Origin of the sequence: Streptomyces sp. NPDC008139 (assembly GCF_042957025.1) — a bacterium.
Taxonomy (GTDB): domain Bacteria; phylum Actinomycetota; class Actinomycetes; order Streptomycetales; family Streptomycetaceae; genus Actinacidiphila.
The window spans coordinates 170,742-186,969 of record NZ_JBIBHM010000002.1; the positions used below are offsets into that span (position 1 = coordinate 170,742).

Genomic DNA, 16,228 nt, shown 5'->3' on the forward strand with positions numbered 1-16,228 from the left:
CGGGCCCGCGCGGGGGTACGCGCGGGCCCGTACGGGGCCGGTCGGTCAGCGGTAGCTGAGGGTGACAGGTGCGTGCACGCTGCGCGCAGGCAGCGTGACGGTGAGGGAGCGGGTCGCGCTGTCGTAGTGGTACGCGTCCGGCGACAATCCCTTGCCGGCCGCCGTGACGTGGCTCGGCGCGGCGACGCCGAGCAGCGTCACCGTCCACTGCCGGGTCCTGACCTGGCCGGGGAAGGACCCGGCGGCCGGGCTGACGGTGACGGTGTGCCGACCGCCGCTCTCGCGGTACCGGACCGTCGTGGTGGCGCTGCGACCGGGACCCCCGGTGGTGCCGTTGTCCTCGTAGAGCGAGGTCGAGCCGGAGGCGCCCGCTGCCACGGTCAGCGTGACCTTGGTCAGCGGCGCCTTGTCGTTGGCGGTGACATCGTCCGTACGGGTCGGGATGACGGCGCCCGCCTTCACGAACACCGGCATCCGGTCGAGCCCCGTGGTGATGTTCTGGGTGGTGCCGCCGGTGTAGGTCTGCCCGGTGAAGTAGTCCGTCCACTGGCCGGGCGGGAACCACACCGATGTCGTGGCCGTCGTCCCCGGGGTGGTGACGGGAGCGACCAGCATGTCGGAGCCGTAGAAGTACTCACTGCCCGCGGTGGCGTACGCCTGCGGCTCGTCCGGGTATTCGAGATACGTGGCGCGGACCACGGGGACGCCCGTGGTGGCCGCCTGCTGCGCGAGGCTGTACGTGTAAGGCACCAGGTTCTCGCGGAGGTTGAGGAATTTGTCCGCCGACTGCCGGGCCGCGGTGCCGTACTGCCACGGCAGCCGGTCGCTGTGGTTGCTGTGCAGGCGGTCGACGGGCTGGAAGGTGCCGAGCTGCACCCACCGGGCGTACAGGTCGTCCGGCAGCTTGTGCGTGGTGTGGGTGGCGCCGCCGTCGGTGTACGTCTCGGAGCCGGTCAGGCCCGTCGTGTCGTTGTGACCGCCGATGTCGTGGCTGACCGCGGACATGCCGGTCGCGACCGACTCGCCCGGTGTGTAACCGACTTCGGACCGCAGCGTGCCCCAGGTCGAGGACGTGTCACCGGTGAAGTGCACGGTGGTGCGCTTGTCGGCCCACGGTCCGGTGGGCAGCCCCTGCTGGCCGCTGTACCCGCCGGCCTGGAGCGAGCCGTAGGCACGGGAGATGACGAAGCCGCGGCCGATCGCCGGAGCGGATTCCGCCGCGTACGCCTGGTTGATCCACGCGTCCGGCGTCACACCGGCGAGCGAGGACTGGGAGTTGTCGCAGCACCAGTCGAACCACCAGAAGTCGTTGCCCTGCTGGTCCATCGTCTTGTGCAGGTCCATGTACGCCTTGAGCTGGTCGGGGTCGCCGAAGTCGAAGACGTAGCAGTCGCCTCCCGCGCTCGCCCCCGCCGCGCAACCGCCCTTGACCAGCTTGCCCTTGGCGGTCGCCTGGGCCTGCGCGAACTGCGGGTCCGAGGCCAGGATGCTCGGGTGGGTGTTGAGCGTGTTGTGCAGCCCCTGCGCCGCCGACCAGTCGAAGAAGCCCTTCGGGTCGGGGAACTTGGCGGTGTTCATCTCCCAACCGCTCCACGCGTTGGGCGACTTGAAGTCCGTGTCGGTCACCAGGACGTCCAGCGGGACGCCTTCGGAGCGGAAGGCGGGCAGGATCTTGTTCGCGTAGTCGGCGGCGGTCCTGTCGATGTACTCCGAGTACCAGACGCCGTACGCCCACTGCGGCAGCAGTTGCGCCGGGCCGGTCAGCGTCGCCAGATCCGACAGCGCCTGCTTGTAGGCGTGGCCGTACCCGAAGAGATAACCGTCCTGGTACGGCGTCCCGTTGTGCGAGGGGCGCTGCGTGACCTTCTTGGCGGCGGTGTCGTACAGCGCGGACGTCGTGTCGTCCAGCAGATACCAGCCGTCCTTGTACATCAGGCCGGGCGTGGTCGTCGGATTGCCGTTGTCGCCGTTGAGCCCGTCCAGGCTGCGCCGGTATCCGCCGAGCGCGAGGTGCGGCTGCGGGGCCGCCGCGCCGGACGCGGTCACCGACAGCGTGTCGAGGTTGATGTGGCAACTCGCCGCGTTCGGGCAGCCGACGGTGATGTCGTCGGCGCCCGCCTTCAGCGCCACGGGCACCGAGGCGGTCTGCCAGGTGTCCCAGTTGCCGGTCACCGGCAGCGAGAGCGTCTGACTCGTATCGCCGGACGACACCGTGGCCGTACGGGTCTGGTTCAGGCCGTCGCCGCCCGTGGAGTTGGCGTAGCGCACCTGGACCGAGTATGTCCCGTCCGACGGCACCCCGACGACATGGGTCGTCACGCTCGACCCCTGGTTCAGCTCCCCGAGGAAGCCGCTGCCCGAGTATCCGCCGTGGTCGGTGGCCACCTTCGCGGAACCCGCGATCCGGTCCGCCTCCGCCTCACAACTCGCGCCGAAGGCACAGTCCGTGATCGCCGTCGCCGAGGCCGAGGGGAACGCGCTCCCCGAGTTCACCAGCGCGACGCTGTCGATGTTCACATTGCCGGAGTTCCCGGCGGCCCTGGACAGCGTGACGGTGTGCCGGCCCGCGCCGAGCTGCACCGCGGCGGTCGCCAGACTCCAGGTGTCCCAACTGCCGGTCACCGGAAGGCTCAGCGTCCGCGCCGCGCCGCCGTCCACCGTCAAGGTGAGCGTGCGCGTGGTGTTCTGGCCGTCGCCGGCGACGGAGTTGGCGTACCGCGCGTCGAATTGGTACGTGCCCGCCGTCGCGACCTCGACATCGGCCGACAGCGAACTGCCCGTCCCCTGGAAGCCGGCCAGGAAGCCGGAGCCGGTGTACCCGGTGTGGTCCGTGGCGACACCGACCCCGCTGTACGACAGGCTCTCCGCCTCGCACAGCGCGCCGACCGCGCACGTCATCTGCTGCCACGGCGCCGCGGTGACCGCCGAGGATCCGGCTGTCAGTCGCACCGACAGATTCCGCGCGCTGAAGGGCCCGGAGCCCACCTGATACCGCAGCGTCATCGCACTCGTCGCGACCGTCAGCCAGCCGTTGGACGTGCTCGTCGTGTACGCGGCCGGCGCGAAGTCGCCGCGGCCGATCGCGTTGTACGTCGCGGCGTCGGTGAACTTCCCGTCCTGCGCGTACTCGGTACGGATCAACGTCGGCGACAGCACCTGGAAGCGGGCACCGCCCGAGGTCACCGAAGGGATGGCGTGGTGGCCCACCCCGTGCCCCGGCCCCGCCGACGCCTGGCCCGCCCCGGCCACCGTCATCCCCGCCACGCAGGCGGTCACGGCGACCACCGCTGCCCGTCGCCGCATGTACCGCATCGTGCGCCACGCTCGTCTTCTTCTCACGCACAACTCCGTCCTGAAGCGGGCCCCTTGTCGACCCGTCGTGAGGCTCCGTCGGCCGCTGACAGCGTTGTCGGAGCCCGGCCCCCCGTACGGCGTGGGCTCCTGAGGTCCGACCTGGCGGAATGCTGGACAAAGGCGGCACCCGCGTCCCACGGGCACCTCCCCGCACTTCTTCCATCGTTGCAAACGATGTCGATGGCATGACAGCACAGCGCCTGGCCGGTGTCCATACGGGCGGCGGTCAACGTTGGAAAATGGGGGGTCGTCCGCACGGCGCCGAGACCGGCGGTGGCGCGCGTCGTTCTCGACCGCCGGGCATCCTCAGGGTGGTGTGGGTGATGCCCCGTCAGGGGCGGTCGAGGCTGATCGAGTTCACCGGCGTCAGATTCTCGAGGTAGGCCGCGCCCTCGGAGAGGATGTCCAGGACGTAGCCGGTCCCGTTGTACCCGCTCCACAAGCTGGCCTTGGCGCCGCCGTACTGGTTGTTGACGACCATGTGGGTGCCGAGTTGGCCGCTGAGATTGTGGGCGCCGTAGCTGTAGAACGCCAGCGACGGGTGGTCGTTGTTGTAGTCGCTCCCCGGATAGACGCAGACCGCCCCCACGGGACACCCGTGCACACCCTCCGCGTGGGCCTGCGTCGCGCCGAGTACGGTCACCGTCGCGGCAGCGGCAGCCAGCACCGCGGCGCCTCGCGTGATCTTGCGCATCGTCTCTTCCTTTCGTCGCGTGACGGCCCGGCAGGGCCACCAGCACCGTAGGAGCGCGGCGCGGCGCCGCGCTCCTGACGTATGACAGGGCGGCGCGCGGCGCGGACCCCCACGCCCCTTCCGGGTCCCGGCGGCTCCCGGCGCCGCGCCGGGTCCGAACGCGGCCGGTCGGCTCGCGCGTAAGCCTGTATGCGCCCTGGCCGGGGAAAACGCGTGGTCCGACGGGGCCCGCCTCTGGGAGGCTCCCGGCGTGACGACGTATGAGGTGCTGCTCATCGGGGGGCGTTCGGGCGTGGGCAAGTCCACGGTGGCCTGGGAGGTTTCCGAACTGCTGCGGGAGGCGGAGGTCGCGCACTGCGTGATCGAGGGCGACCTCATGGGGCAGGTGCACCCGGCGCCGCCGGACGATCCGCACCGCTCCGCGATCACCGAGCGGAATCTGGCCGCGGTGTGGGCGAATTTCGCGGCGCTGGGGCACCGCAGGCTGATCTACACCAACACGGTGAGCGTGCTGGAGCACGACATGGTCGTCCGGGCCCTGGGCGGCGGCCCGCCGCGCGTCGTCCGGGTGCTGCTCACCGCCGACGACGCGACGGCCCGTGCCCGGCTCGCCCGGCGCGAGATCGGCTCCCAACTCGCCCCGCACATCAGCCGGAGCGACGTCATGGCGCGCCACCTGGCAGAACACGCGCCTCCGGACGCGGTACGGATCGCCACGGACGGCAGGAGCGTCGTGGACATCGCCCGCGAGGTGGTCGCCGCGACGGGCTGGTGAACACCACGCCCGGCGGGCGCCGCGCCCACCGCTTCGGAGCGGCGACGGGACCGCGTCAGAGCAGGAAGACGCCGGGGCCGATCTCGCGGGAGGTCGCGCGCGCCTTCTTGGCGGCGGCCGGGGTCCGGACCGTACTCGGGGACCAGAGGGCGTGCAGCCCGGAGACGGCGTGCGCGTTCAGGCCGGACAGGTCCGCGGCGGTGAGGTCGAGGACCACCGTGTCGAGCAGGGTGCCGAGCGAAGCGCCGTACGCGCTCATCCGGGACCTGGTGCTCGACATCTCGCGGTCCCGGTCCCGGACGTAGAACGACTCGCGGCTGCGCAACGTCGCCAGGGCGCGGGTCGGTTCGAGGACGCCCCGGCGGACGGCGAGGACACCGCCGCCGTCGAGCACGTCGCGTTCGTGGACGCTGACGTACCGTCCCAGCCTGGGGTGCGCCCGCAGGCGCGCGCAGCCGCCCCGGCGGAGGCGGGCGCTGATCCGGCGGAGGCTGCCAGCGAGCGCCTTGCCCTGGTGGCGGACGACGCTGGCGCGCTTGGGGCAGAGGCAGGTGCGGCTGTCGTCCGGCGCGAGGGTGAGTTCGGTCATGTCCCGGCGGGCCGCCGCCAGTTCCATGGCGAGCCCGGCGGGGCCGCGGCGCGCCAGGACGCAGTTCACCGACGCGGGCAGGGACCAGTTCTGCCGAGCGGTCACGCGGGTACTCCTCGGGTCGTCCCTCGTCCGCGGAGATTACGGGCGCCGACTCGGGACCGGTCCCGAGCCCGTGGACGACGGGCCGCCACGCGGTCCTGTCCGGGGCCGGACGCGTCCTCGCCCGTACCGCCGACGACGCTCGCATGTGAGGGGGCCTCGTGACGCGACGCGCACGCCGTGGGCCTTTGCTTACGCCTTACTTCGCCTTTGTCACCCCGCGGTGCCTCCCGCCGTTCACCCGCGCTGCCCAGACTCGCCGCGTCCTACGCGTACATCCTGTCGTCAGCGGGAGCTGAATATGAGCCACGGCCACAGCCACGGTCACCAGCACGGGCCCCACGATCACGCGCACGGCGGTCACACCGACGGCGGTTCGCTGCCTCCCGCCCTCGACACCTCGGTACCGGACGAGGAGTTGACACCCAGTCAGCTCTCGCGGCGCTCCATGCTGCGTCGAACGGGCCTGCTGGGCGCGGGACTCGCGGCCGGGAGCGTCCTGGCCGGAGCGGGCCAGGCGGCGGCGCACTCCTCCGGCGGTCAGGCGGGCCACGGCGGTTCGCACCCCGGCGGCCTGCTGTGGCTGGCGGGTGACCACCACATCCACACCCAGTACAGCAGCGACGCCAAGTACCGCGTGATCGACCACGTACGGCAGGCCAACGCGCACGGCCTCGACTGGATGGTCATCACCGACCACGGCAGCGAGCAGCACGCCAAGATCGGTGTGGAGAAGGTCAATCCGGACATCGTCGCGGCCCGCGCGAAGGTCTCCGACACCCTGGTCTTCCAGGGGCTTGAGTGGAACATCCCGGCCGCCGAGCACGGCACCGTCTTCGTCCACCCCGGCCGCAACGAGGTCGCGGTCCTCAAGGAGTTCGAGAACTCCTTCGACGGTTCGGTGAAGGGCGCGAGCGCCAGCACGCCCGCCAACGAGGCGCTGGCCATCTCGGGCCTGAACTTCCTCGCCGACCAGGTCAGGCGGCGCAAGGTCCAGGACGTGCTGTTCCTGGCCAACCACCCGGCGCGCAAGGGCATCGACTCCCCGCACGAGATCCGCGCCTGGCGCGACGCCCAGCCGGGGATCGCCGTCGGCATGGAGGGCGCCCCCGGCCACCAGGCAGGCGGCCTGCCCGCCCCGCAGGGCGCGGGGTCGGGGCGCGGCATCTACGACAACAGCCCCAGCGCCGACTCCTTCCCGGGCTACCCGCTGGAGAGCTACCGCACCTGGGGCGGCTTCGACTGGATGACCTCCACCGTCGGCGGCCTGTGGGACAGCCTCCTCGCCGAGGGCAAGCCCTGGTGGATCACCGCCAACTCCGACTCGCACAACGTCTACGCCGACAATTCGGTGCGCGGCCCGAACGGCGACTTCAACGCCAACGGCAAGTACGACGACCCCGTCTACGGCGGCGCGCTCAACCTCACCGACACCGACTTCTGGCCCGGCCAGTACAGCCGCACCCACGTCGGCTCCGCCAGCTTCTCCTACGCGGCCGTCATGGACGGCATCCGCGCCGGACGCGTCTGGGTCGACCACGGCGGCCTGATCAGCGGGCTCGACGCGCGGCTCGGCGACGGCAGCCGGTCGGTCACCCTCGGCGGTGTCCTGCACGTGCGCCGCGGCAGCAAGGTCGACCTGGTCGTCACCGTCGCCCTGGCGGGCGGCCCGAACTGGTCCCAGTTCGTCCCCAAGCTCGCCCGCGTCGATGTCATCCAGGGCCAGGTGACCGGCGCCGCGCGGGACAAGGACACCCTCGCCGCGCCGAACACCAAGGTCGTGAAGTCCTTCGAGGTCGACAAGTCGACCGGCACGGTCCGCCTGACCTACTCCCTGGGCCGGGTCGACAAGCCGGTGTACGTCCGCCTGCGCGGCACCGACGGCAACCGCACCGCCGTCGGCGTCAACGGCGCCTCCGTCGACCCGGTCGGCCCCGCCATGGACGTGATCGGTGACGCCGACCCGTGGAAGGACCTGTGGTTCTACTCCAACCCGATGTGGGTCCTGCCCGCATGACGACCCCGCACGAAGGCCCCGGCGGCCACACCGTCATCGGCGTGGCCGCCGGGTCGGTGAATCTGCGCGAGGCCGACCACCTCATCCGGCACCTCGCCGACGTGCTCGACCTCCCGGCCGCCACCGTCGCCTGCACCCACCTCGTACGCACCACCGCCCGCCCGCGTACGGCCGTCTCCTTCGCGCTGCCCGACGCCGAGGCCGCGACGGCGGCATGGGACCGGCTGCTGGCCCGGCTCTCGCCCGAGGTCACGACGGGACCGGGCGGGGCGGGGCTCGACAGTGCGGGACTCGCCGGCGCTGGACTCGACGGGGCGGGCGCCGCGCTCGGCCCTGATGCGCACGGCCCGGCCGAGGAGGCGCGCTCCGCGACCGCGGCGGCGGCGGAACACACCCTCAGGAGCGGCGGCCGGGCGGTGCTCTATCCGGGCGCCGACGCCCTGACCGGCACCGTCGCGCTCGCGGACCTGCTCGCACGTACCGCGATCGACCAGGTCGTCCTGGTCGGCGCGCCGCCCGCGACGGACGGCGACGGGCCCGATCCGCACATCGCGGTGCGGACCCGCGACCACGTACGCCCGCAGTGGCGCGACGGACGGCTCGTGCTGGACCTGACCCCCGCGCCCGGTGGCACGCTAGCCCCCTTCGAGGTGCCGAACCCGACCCCCTGCTGCGCCGACCACCCGTAGACCCGCACCCTCTGACCTGCGGTGATACGGATATCGCACTGCCGCGTGTGAAACGGGCGCCGCCCGCCGGCCGCTCCGACGATGGCAGCACCGATCCGGGAGGACTTCACGGCCAGGGTGGCGACCGAGGCGGCCGGTCGTCTCGGTGGCGAGGAGCCGTGAGGCGTGGATCGCTCGGGACCTGCGGATGAGGCGTGCCCGCGCCTCACTCCTCGTCCGCGTCCACGGCCGGTTCCCCGGCGGGGGCGGGCTCCGACGGGGCCGCCTCGGTGACGTGTGCATCGGCGTGGGCCGGACGGATGACCACCGAGCCGGAGTCGAGGTCTATCGCCCCGCGCGCCGGATCGCTGCTGCCCTCGTCGTCGCGGGACAGCTCCAGGCGGTTGCGCTCGTCCTCGGTGTGCTTGCGGCCGGGCGCGAAGAGCTCATCCATGAAGTTGAACATCGCGGCTCCTTCTCGGCTCGGCTCGACGCGGCACCACTTCAGGCTACGCCGAGCGTCCCCCGAACGAGTGAGGGCCGCTTTTGACAACGAGGGGTTGACAGTGACAACCCCTCGTTGTCACTGTGGGGGGCATGGCAGACAGGAAAGATCTCTCGATGTACGAGCCGACCTTCGCCCGCATCAAGGAAGTGCGCGCCCAGGCCATCCACCACACCCGCCTGGCCCGACAGCTCGCCGTCGAGCGGCGCGATCTGATGCAGGAGCTCATCGGGCAGGGCGTTTCGCAGTCCGACATCGCCCGCGAACTGGGCGTGAGCCGCCAGGCCATCCAGAAGATGCTGGCCTGCTAGACGGCGCCCCCGGCCGGACGCCCGGCCTGATCCCCGGCCGCTTCCCCGGCGCCGAACCAGTGCCGCGCGGCCGACCGGAGCGCGTCCAGGGCCGCCGCGCCGGGACGCGGGTCGGAGGACGCCCAGGCCACGTAGGAGTCGGGACGGATCAGCAGGGCGGTCGGGTCGGCAGCGTCGTCCGGCCGCGACGGCGGCTGCTGTGACCGGGACGGCGCGTGCGCCGTGACGACGGTGACGCGGTCGCTCCACGGGCCGAGCGTCGCCGCGGCCGACGCGTCGTCGGTCAGGTCGAGCAGCAACGGCCGCGCCGATCTGGCCAGTTCGGCCACCGAGACCGTGCCGTCCGGCGTGGGGAGGTCCAGGTCGGGCGCGAACCGCCCCACCAGCGCGTGCGGTTCGGGATCGCCCATGTCGTAGCGGACGTCGGTGCCCGCCGTGAGGTCGGCGAGGTGCTGGACGGTCGCGGGCTGGGCGAGCAGTTCGGAGAAGAGCTGACGCAGCGCCGTGACGTCATCGCCGGGAGCGGTCAACGCGGCCTGCGCCTGGGCGTAGACGACCATACGGTCGGCGGCCCCGCGCCGCTCGGCGTCGTAACTGTCGAGGAGGTGGGCCGGTGCGGTGCCGTGGATCGCGGCGGCCAGTTTCCAGCCGAGGTTGACCGCGTCCTGGAGGCCGAGGTTCAGGCCGGGGCCGCCGCCCGCCGTGTAGATGTGGGCGGCGTCGCCGACGAGGAACACCCGCCGGTCCCGGAAGCGCTCGGCCACCCGCGTGTTGCCGCCGGTCAACCGCCGTAGGACGTACGGCCCTTCGCCGGCCGGCGGGCTCAGCGGCAGATCGGCGCCCAGTACACGCTGGACGCTCGCGCCCAGTTCTTCGAGGCTCATCGGCGTCCCGGTCTCCGGCTGGTCCCACTCCGTGGTGCTGATCAGCGCCGGGCGGCCGGGGAAGGGCGCGTACGAGAATCCGCCGTGCTCGGTACGGAGCGGCAGGAACGGCCGGACGGTGCCGTAACCGGGCACATTCAGGGCGCCGGTCGCGGGGTCGACCCAATGCGCCGGTACGGTCGCGTGCGCCGACCGGTTGGTCCTGCGGTCGTAACTCACGCCGGGGAAGCCGATGCCCGACAGCTTGCGGGTGACGCTGTGCGCGCCGTCCGCGCCGACGACGTAACGGGCGCGCAGCCGGTACGCGCCGTCCGGTCCCGTGACGTCCACGGTGACGGCGTCGCCCGGTGTGTCCGCGTCAGGGTCCGACGCCTCGTGCGGGTCGTGCGGGTCGTGCGGGTCGTGCGGGTCCTGCTGGTCCTGTGATTCCTGGGCCAGGGCGGTGACCCGGTGGCCGCGCCGGATCTCCACGCCGAGTTCGCCGGCCCGCTTCTCCAGGATCTCGACGATGTGCCGCTGCGGCGCCGCGATGCCGTACACCGGGCTGTCCGGCAGCAGGCTCAGGTCCAGCGGCAGGGCGGCGAACATGAAGTAGGCGGAGTTCGGGCGCGGCGGCCCCGGCGTCCCGCTCAGGTCCTCGTACAGCCCCCGCCGGTCGACCAGTCGTACGACCTGGCCGACCAGTCCGTTCGCCTTGGGCTCCTCGCTCGGCGCCGACAGGCTCTCCAGCACGGTCGGCCGCACCCCGGCCAGGGCCAACTCGCATGCCAGCATCAGCCCGTTCGGGCCTCCTCCGACAATGACGACATCCGTGGTGACCAACTGGTCCTCCTCAGTGACTCGTTGCGTGAACGGAAGAAAGGCAACGGGGAGCGCCGTACGAGGGCAGGCCGGAGCGACCCGGCGGCCGACCGGGTCAACTCACTTACGGCGCGGGCGGATCAGGGAGCGGGAAGGCCCGCGACGATCCCGTCGAACGTCTCGCGCAGGACCGCGGCGAGCGACACGGGCGGATCCGCGGTCAGGGAGTGCTCGACGGCCACGGCGCTGCCCGCGCCGACCACCGCGGCGACCAGCTTGGGATACACATCGCGGGCGACATCGGTGCCGGTGCGCTCGGCGACGGCCTTGGCCAACTCCTCCTGCGCGGCGGCGTTCGCCTTGACGATCTCGCCGTGCAGGGCCGGTTCCACGAGCATCAGCCGTACGCCCTCCGTCCAGCGCCGCCGGTCCTCGGACGAGCCCTGCTCCGGACGGCCCTTCGGCGTGAACTGGCCCTCCACAGCGTGCGCGACGGACTCCCACAGGGGCTCGTCGGCCGGTCGCGCGCGCAGTTCGTCGGCGACGCGTCGCATCCGCTCCAGGTGGCTCGCGGCGATGGCCTCGGCCTTGCCGGAGAAGTAGTTGCGGAAGGTGCGCACGGACACGTTCGCCGCGGCGGCGATGTCCTCCACGGTGACGTCGTCCCAGCCGCGCTGGACGCACAGCCGGATCGTGGCCTGGCTCAATGCGACACGCGTCTCCCGCTTCTTGCGCTCCCGCAGGCCGAGACGGGCGGCGACTTCGTCCTGTGTCATGGCTACGACGGTAGATAAATATTGCTGTGATGGCAATATTGCCGGAGTGGCAAGTTTATTGGAAGGTGGCCGGCGACGGTTCTGAGGGCGGCGCGCATCGGTGCCTCCCGCCCTCGGGGGCGCACCAGAGGGTCACGGGCCTGACGCCACGTCAGGGACCCTTCGGGGTACGGCAAGGGGCATCCCCAAGGCCGCGCCACCGTGCGCGACGGCAGGCTGACAGCCATGCGATCCACCACCGACACACGCCGCGCTACCGTCCGCCGCGGAGCCACGGGCCTGGCCCTCGCCGCCGCCCTGGCCGCCACGGTCACGGGTACCGGCCCCCTCGACCGCCTCGTCGACAACCGCCTCGGACTTCCCGCCGCCACCGGCGACGCGATGCGGCTGAGCGCGTACTACACGTTCAGGACCTACGACCAACTCCTGCCGCGCTGACGGGGATCACGCGTCCCTGACCCGTCCGGGGCCATGATGGGGCGCATGACTTTGGCGACGGCGTTCACGGAGATGTTCGGTGTTCGGCATCCGATCGCGCTGGCACCGATGGGCGGTTCCGCCGGTGGCGCGCTGGCGGCGGCCGTGTCGCGCGGCGGCGGTCTCGGGCTGCTCGGCGGCGGCAGCGGCGACCGGGAGTGGCTGGCCCGCGAGCTGCCGGTGGTGGCCGAGTGCGGCAGGCCGTGGGGAGTCGGGTTCCTGAGCTGGGCGGCCGAGGCCGGCGCCGTCGAGCAGGCGCTGGAGTACGGTCCCGCCGCGGTGATGCTGTCCTTCGGGGACCCGGCGCCTTTGGCCGCACGCGTCCGTGCGGCGGGCGTGCCGCTGATCGTCCAGGTCACCGACCTGGAGGAGGCCCGGCGGGCGCTGGACGTCGGGGCCGACGTCATCGTGGCGCAGGGCACCGAGAGCGGCGGACACGGCGCGCGCCACGGCAGGTCCACGCTGCCCTTCGTGCCGGTCGTGGTCGACCTCGCGGCTCCGGTGCCGGTGCTCGCGGCCGGTGGGATCGGCGACGGCCGCGGCGTGGCCGCCGTGCTGGCGCTGGGCGCGGCCGGTGCGCTCATCGGCACCCGCTTCCAGGCAACGGCCGAGGCCGGGGCCGAGCCCTCGGCCGTCGAGGCGATCGTCGGCGGGAGCGGCGAGGACACCGAGCGCAACAGCGTGCTGGACATCGTCCGCGGCTCCCGGTGGCCGACGGCGTACACCGCTCGTACGCTCGGCCACCCCTACCTGGACCGCTGGCGCGGCAGGGAGGCGGAGCTGGCCGCCGACCCGCAGGTGCGGCAGGAGGACCAGGCCGATGTGGCGCGCGGCGCGGTGCCCTCGCTCCCGGTGTGGGCGGGGGAGGCCGTCGACCTCGTCCACAACGTCCCGCAGGCCGCCGACCTCGTCGCCGTACTCGCCGTCCAGGCGGAGGAGGCGCTGGCGCGGGCCGTACGGCGCTGACCTCGCCGTCGCGCGGGCCGGCGTCCGCCCGTACGGGAGCGGGCGAGGACAGGCGTACACCGCCCGTAGGGGAACGGGCGAGGACAGGCGTACACCGCCCGTAGGGGAACGGGCGAGGACAGGTGCACGCCGCCCGTAGGGGAACGGGCGAGGACAGGCGTACACCGCCGGGTGGCAGGATGCTTGCGGTAGGTGCCATCGCGGCCACCGACGCCCCGGCGGGTACGCGTGGCCGGCCGCGAGGCACGCGGAGTCACCGCAGTCACCGCAGTGACCGGAGCGACCGGAGGAGAGCTGATGAGCCGGAAGCGGCACCACGTCGCCGTGCTCGTACTGGAAGGTGCGAAGCCGCTCGATGTCGGCATCCCCGCGCAGGTGTTCTCGAACCGGCCGAGCATGCCGTACGAGGTGCGGGTGTGCGGGGCCGCGCCAGGACTCGTGACCGGCGGTGACGGCCTCTCGTACCACGTGGCCGAGGGGCTCGACGCGGTCGAGCACGCCGACACCATCTTCATCCCCGGCTACCGCGAGCCCGCGACCACGGAGCCTCCGACGGCGGTCGTCAGCGCGCTCACGGCGGCCCACGAGCGGGGTACGCGCCTCGCCGCGATCTCGACGGGGGCCTTCGCGCTGGCGGCGACCGGCCTGCTCGACGGGAAGCGGGCGACGACGCACTGGCACTACACGAAGGCGCTGGCCACCCGGCATCCGCTGGTGCGGGTGGACGAGAACGTGCTGTTCGTGGACGAGGGCGACGTGCTCACCTCGGCGGGCGCGGCCTCCGGTATCGACATGTGCCTGCACCTGGTGCGGCGTGACCACGGAGTGGGACTCTCCAACCACGTGGCGAGACGGCTGGTCGCGGCGCCGTACCGCAGCGGGGGACAGGCGCAGTACGTGCCCCGGAGCGTGCCGGAACCGCTCGGCGACGTCTTCGCGAGCACGCGGGAGTGGGTGCTGGCGCACCTCGCGGAGCCGCTGACGCTGGAGGAGTTGGCCCGCCACGCGCGGGTCTCGGCGCGGACCTTCTCGCGGCGGTTCGTGCAGGACACCGGGTACACGCCGATGCAGTGGGTGCTGCGGGCGCGCGTGGACCTGGCCCGTGAACTGCTGGAACGCACCGACCTGGGCGTGGAGCAGATCGCCGACCGGGTCGGGCTCGGCACGGGCGCCAATCTGCGGCTGCACTTCCAGCGGATTCTCGGCACATCGCCGACGGAGTACCGGCACACGTTCTCGGCCTGAGGGGTCTCGGCCTGAGCCTTTCCGGGCTGGAGCTTCGAGGGCTGGAGCTGTGAGGGGTGGAGCGGTACGGAGCCGCTGGACCTGAGGCGGGTCGATGGCGGGCCGCTCGCGGCGTCACGACCGGGCTGGCGAGATCCTTGCGGGCGCTGTCATTCGGGCCACTGTCGGCTCGGCGCGCGGTTGCCGACCATGGAAGACGTAACGAAAGGAGCCCTTCTCATGACCCGCATCGCCGTCAACGGATTCGGCCGTATCGGTCGCAACACCCTCCGCGCCCTGCTCGCCCGCGACACCGACCTCGAAGTGGTCGCCGTCAATGACCTGACCGCGCCCGAGGCACTGGCCCACCTGCTCGAGTTCGACAGCACGCTCGGCCGCCTCGACGCCTCCGTCGAGGTCGACGGGACCGACCTGGTGGTCGACGGCCGCCGCATCAAGGTGCTCGCCGAGCGCGAGCCCGAGAAGCTGCCGTGGGCCGAGCTGGGCGTCGAGATCGTGCTGGAGTCCACCGGCCGCTTCACCTCGGCGGACGCCGCCCGCGCCCACCTCCGCGCCGGTGCCAAGCGCGTCCTGGTCAGCGCCCCCTCGGACGGCGCCGACGTGACGCTCGCGTACGGCGTCAACACCGACGACTACGACCCCGCCTCGCACGTGATCGTCTCGAACGCCTCGTGCACCACCAACGCGCTGGCCCCGCTCGCCGCCGTCCTGGACGACCTGGCCGGCATCGAGCACGGCTTCATGACCACCGTGCACGCCTACACCCAGGAGCAGAACCTCCAGGACGGCCCGCACCGCGACCTGCGCCGCGCTCGCGCCGCCGGGGTCAACATCGTCCCCACCACGACCGGCGCCGCCAAGGCCATCGGCCGCGTACTGCCCAACCTCGACGGGAAGCTGTCCGGCGACTCCATCCGCGTCCCGGTCCCGGTCGGCTCGATCGTGGAGCTGAACACCACCGTCGCGCGCGAGGTCACCCGCGACGAAGTGCTCGCCGCCTACCGCGCCGCCGCAGACGGCCCCCTCAAGGGCGTCCTCGAATACACCGACAAGCCCCTGGTCTCCAGCGACATCACCGGCCGCCCCGCCTCCTCGATCTTCGACTCCGCCCTCACCCGCGTCGACGGCAAGCACGTCAAGGTCGTCGCCTGGTACGACAACGAATGGGGCTTCTCCAACCGCGTCATCGACACCCTCGAACTCCTCGCCCGTTCCTGACCGCCACTCAGCCGCAGGCCGCCGCCGCTCGGCGTAAGTCGCCTACCTCAGCGGTGAGTTGACTGTTCGTCAGTCCCGCGGTGGCCACGCGGCGGGATCTCGCTTCAGGTCGCCGAGGTGATCGAGGCCCACGGCCGACGAACCGGCCGTGGGCCGACTCGTTCGACATGGGGGTGTGTTCCCGACGCCCACACCGAGACCGAGACGGCCATGGTCCACCTCTGAGGCGCGGGATCAGCCGTGGGTCAGACGGCCCCGGCCGACCACCGGAGCCCACTCGTGGACGGCGGTCACGGTGACGCCGGGCGTCCGGTAGTACGCGTCCGCGGCCATGATCCGGTCCAGTTCGTCGCGGTCGGCGGTGAAGACGAGAAGCGCGCCCGTGTCGTCCGCCCAGGGGCCCGCGGCGATGAGGCGGCCCTCGTCATGGAGGCGCTGGAGAATCGCGCGGTGCGCGGGGCGGCCCGCGAGGCGTTCGGAGGTGGCGGTGAAGGCGAGTTCGACAGTGAGCATGCCTCCGAGGGTAGGTTTCGGGAGTGGCCGGATCCGGATCACGTGATGCCGCGGGCGTGGCGAGCCGGTGCCGGAACCGGCGGCGCAGTGGGCGCGGCACGCGCGCACCGGAACGCAGGCCCCGGCCGTGACCTGCGACAACGCCACTCGCTAGCATGGCCGTCGGGAACCGTACCGGGCCTCACCGGCGGGCCAGGACGGTGAACGGCGGCTGCGGCCGGATTCGACCCGGACGCGACGCGATCGAGAGGATCGACAAGCAGCCCCGGCTCGTCCAGCCGCCGACAGCGCATTCGCCGCCCCCGCCGGGCCTTCCGGCACCGGGCGGAACGA

The 16,228-nt window shown here is 72.4% G+C and carries 15 protein-coding genes; 8 read left to right on the forward strand and 7 right to left on the reverse strand.

The window, feature by feature from the left end; genetic code table 11:
• Positions 1-45: 45 nt before the first annotated feature.
• Positions 46-3,255, reverse strand: a complete 3,210-nt coding sequence (locus tag ACFZBB_RS04630; protein ID WP_391118467.1) for a TIM-barrel domain-containing protein — start codon at positions 3,253-3,255, stop codon at positions 46-48.
• A gap of 430 nt (positions 3,256-3,685) precedes the next feature.
• Positions 3,686-4,048: a hypothetical protein gene (locus ACFZBB_RS04635; protein ID WP_391117786.1), complete on the reverse strand. Its 363-nt coding sequence runs from the start codon at positions 4,046-4,048 to the stop codon at positions 3,686-3,688.
• A gap of 250 nt (positions 4,049-4,298) precedes the next feature.
• Here ACFZBB_RS04635 and ACFZBB_RS04640 point away from each other — a divergent pair, with 250 nt between their 5' ends.
• Positions 4,299-4,823, forward strand: coding sequence for a hypothetical protein (locus ACFZBB_RS04640; RefSeq protein WP_391117787.1), 525 nt, complete (start codon positions 4,299-4,301; stop codon positions 4,821-4,823).
• Positions 4,824-4,878: 55 nt separating this feature from the next.
• On the opposite strand, the gene ACFZBB_RS04645 is transcribed toward ACFZBB_RS04640, so the two are convergent.
• Positions 4,879-5,517, reverse strand: a complete 639-nt coding sequence (locus ACFZBB_RS04645) for a hypothetical protein (RefSeq protein ID WP_391117789.1) — start codon at positions 5,515-5,517, stop codon at positions 4,879-4,881.
• Between the two features lie 298 nt (positions 5,518-5,815).
• On the opposite strand from ACFZBB_RS04645, the gene ACFZBB_RS04650 reads away from it, so the two are divergent.
• Positions 5,816-7,531 (forward strand): PHP domain-containing protein, encoded by a 1,716-nt coding sequence (locus tag ACFZBB_RS04650; protein WP_391117792.1) that lies wholly within the window; start codon positions 5,816-5,818, stop codon positions 7,529-7,531.
• Complete coding sequence (locus tag ACFZBB_RS04655; RefSeq protein ID WP_391117794.1) at positions 7,528-8,220, forward strand: hypothetical protein; 693 nt, start codon at positions 7,528-7,530, stop codon at positions 8,218-8,220. The genes ACFZBB_RS04650 and ACFZBB_RS04655 overlap by 4 nt, the downstream gene beginning before the upstream one ends.
• Positions 8,221-8,425: 205 nt before the next feature.
• Here the strand turns inward: ACFZBB_RS04655 and ACFZBB_RS04660 are convergent, their stop codons facing one another.
• Positions 8,426-8,665, reverse strand: coding sequence for a DUF6191 domain-containing protein (locus ACFZBB_RS04660; protein WP_391045396.1), 240 nt, complete (start codon positions 8,663-8,665; stop codon positions 8,426-8,428).
• 131 nt (positions 8,666-8,796) lie between these two features.
• Between ACFZBB_RS04660 and ACFZBB_RS04665 the strand changes: the two genes are divergently transcribed.
• Positions 8,797-9,015 (forward strand): hypothetical protein, encoded by a 219-nt coding sequence (locus ACFZBB_RS04665; protein ID WP_391117796.1) that lies wholly within the window; start codon positions 8,797-8,799, stop codon positions 9,013-9,015.
• On the opposite strand, the gene ACFZBB_RS04670 is transcribed toward ACFZBB_RS04665, so the two are convergent.
• Together ACFZBB_RS04670 and ACFZBB_RS04675 are read right to left on the reverse strand one after the other, a co-directional pair.
• Positions 9,012-10,673 carry an FAD-dependent monooxygenase gene (locus ACFZBB_RS04670; protein WP_391118469.1) on the reverse strand — a complete coding sequence of 554 codons (1,662 nt, stop codon included), beginning with the start codon at positions 10,671-10,673 and terminating at the stop codon, positions 9,012-9,014. The genes ACFZBB_RS04665 and ACFZBB_RS04670 overlap by 4 nt on opposite strands.
• Positions 10,674-10,840: 167 nt before the next feature.
• Positions 10,841-11,476 carry a TetR family transcriptional regulator gene (locus ACFZBB_RS04675; RefSeq protein ID WP_391117798.1) on the reverse strand — a complete coding sequence of 212 codons (636 nt, stop codon included), beginning with the start codon at positions 11,474-11,476 and terminating at the stop codon, positions 10,841-10,843.
• A 225-nt stretch (positions 11,477-11,701) separates the two neighbouring features.
• Between ACFZBB_RS04675 and ACFZBB_RS04680 the strand changes: the two genes are divergently transcribed.
• From ACFZBB_RS04680 to gap, 4 genes are all read left to right on the forward strand, one after another.
• Positions 11,702-11,914, forward strand: coding sequence for a hypothetical protein (locus ACFZBB_RS04680; RefSeq protein ID WP_391117800.1), 213 nt, complete (start codon positions 11,702-11,704; stop codon positions 11,912-11,914).
• Between the two features lie 45 nt (positions 11,915-11,959).
• Positions 11,960-12,919 carry a nitronate monooxygenase gene (locus ACFZBB_RS04685; protein WP_391117802.1) on the forward strand — a complete coding sequence of 320 codons (960 nt, stop codon included), beginning with the start codon at positions 11,960-11,962 and terminating at the stop codon, positions 12,917-12,919.
• 297 nt (positions 12,920-13,216) lie between these two features.
• Positions 13,217-14,164, forward strand: coding sequence for a DJ-1/PfpI family protein (locus ACFZBB_RS04690; RefSeq protein ID WP_391117804.1), 948 nt, complete (start codon positions 13,217-13,219; stop codon positions 14,162-14,164).
• A 219-nt stretch (positions 14,165-14,383) separates the two neighbouring features.
• Positions 14,384-15,382: a type I glyceraldehyde-3-phosphate dehydrogenase gene (gene gap / locus ACFZBB_RS04695; protein ID WP_391117807.1), complete on the forward strand. Its 999-nt coding sequence runs from the start codon at positions 14,384-14,386 to the stop codon at positions 15,380-15,382.
• A gap of 234 nt (positions 15,383-15,616) precedes the next feature.
• Here gap and ACFZBB_RS04700 read toward each other — a convergent pair whose 3' ends face one another.
• A complete protein-coding gene (locus ACFZBB_RS04700) occupies positions 15,617-15,895 on the reverse strand; it encodes a YciI family protein (RefSeq protein WP_391117809.1) in 279 nt (92 codons plus the stop codon).
• Positions 15,896-16,228: the final 333 nt, after the last annotated feature.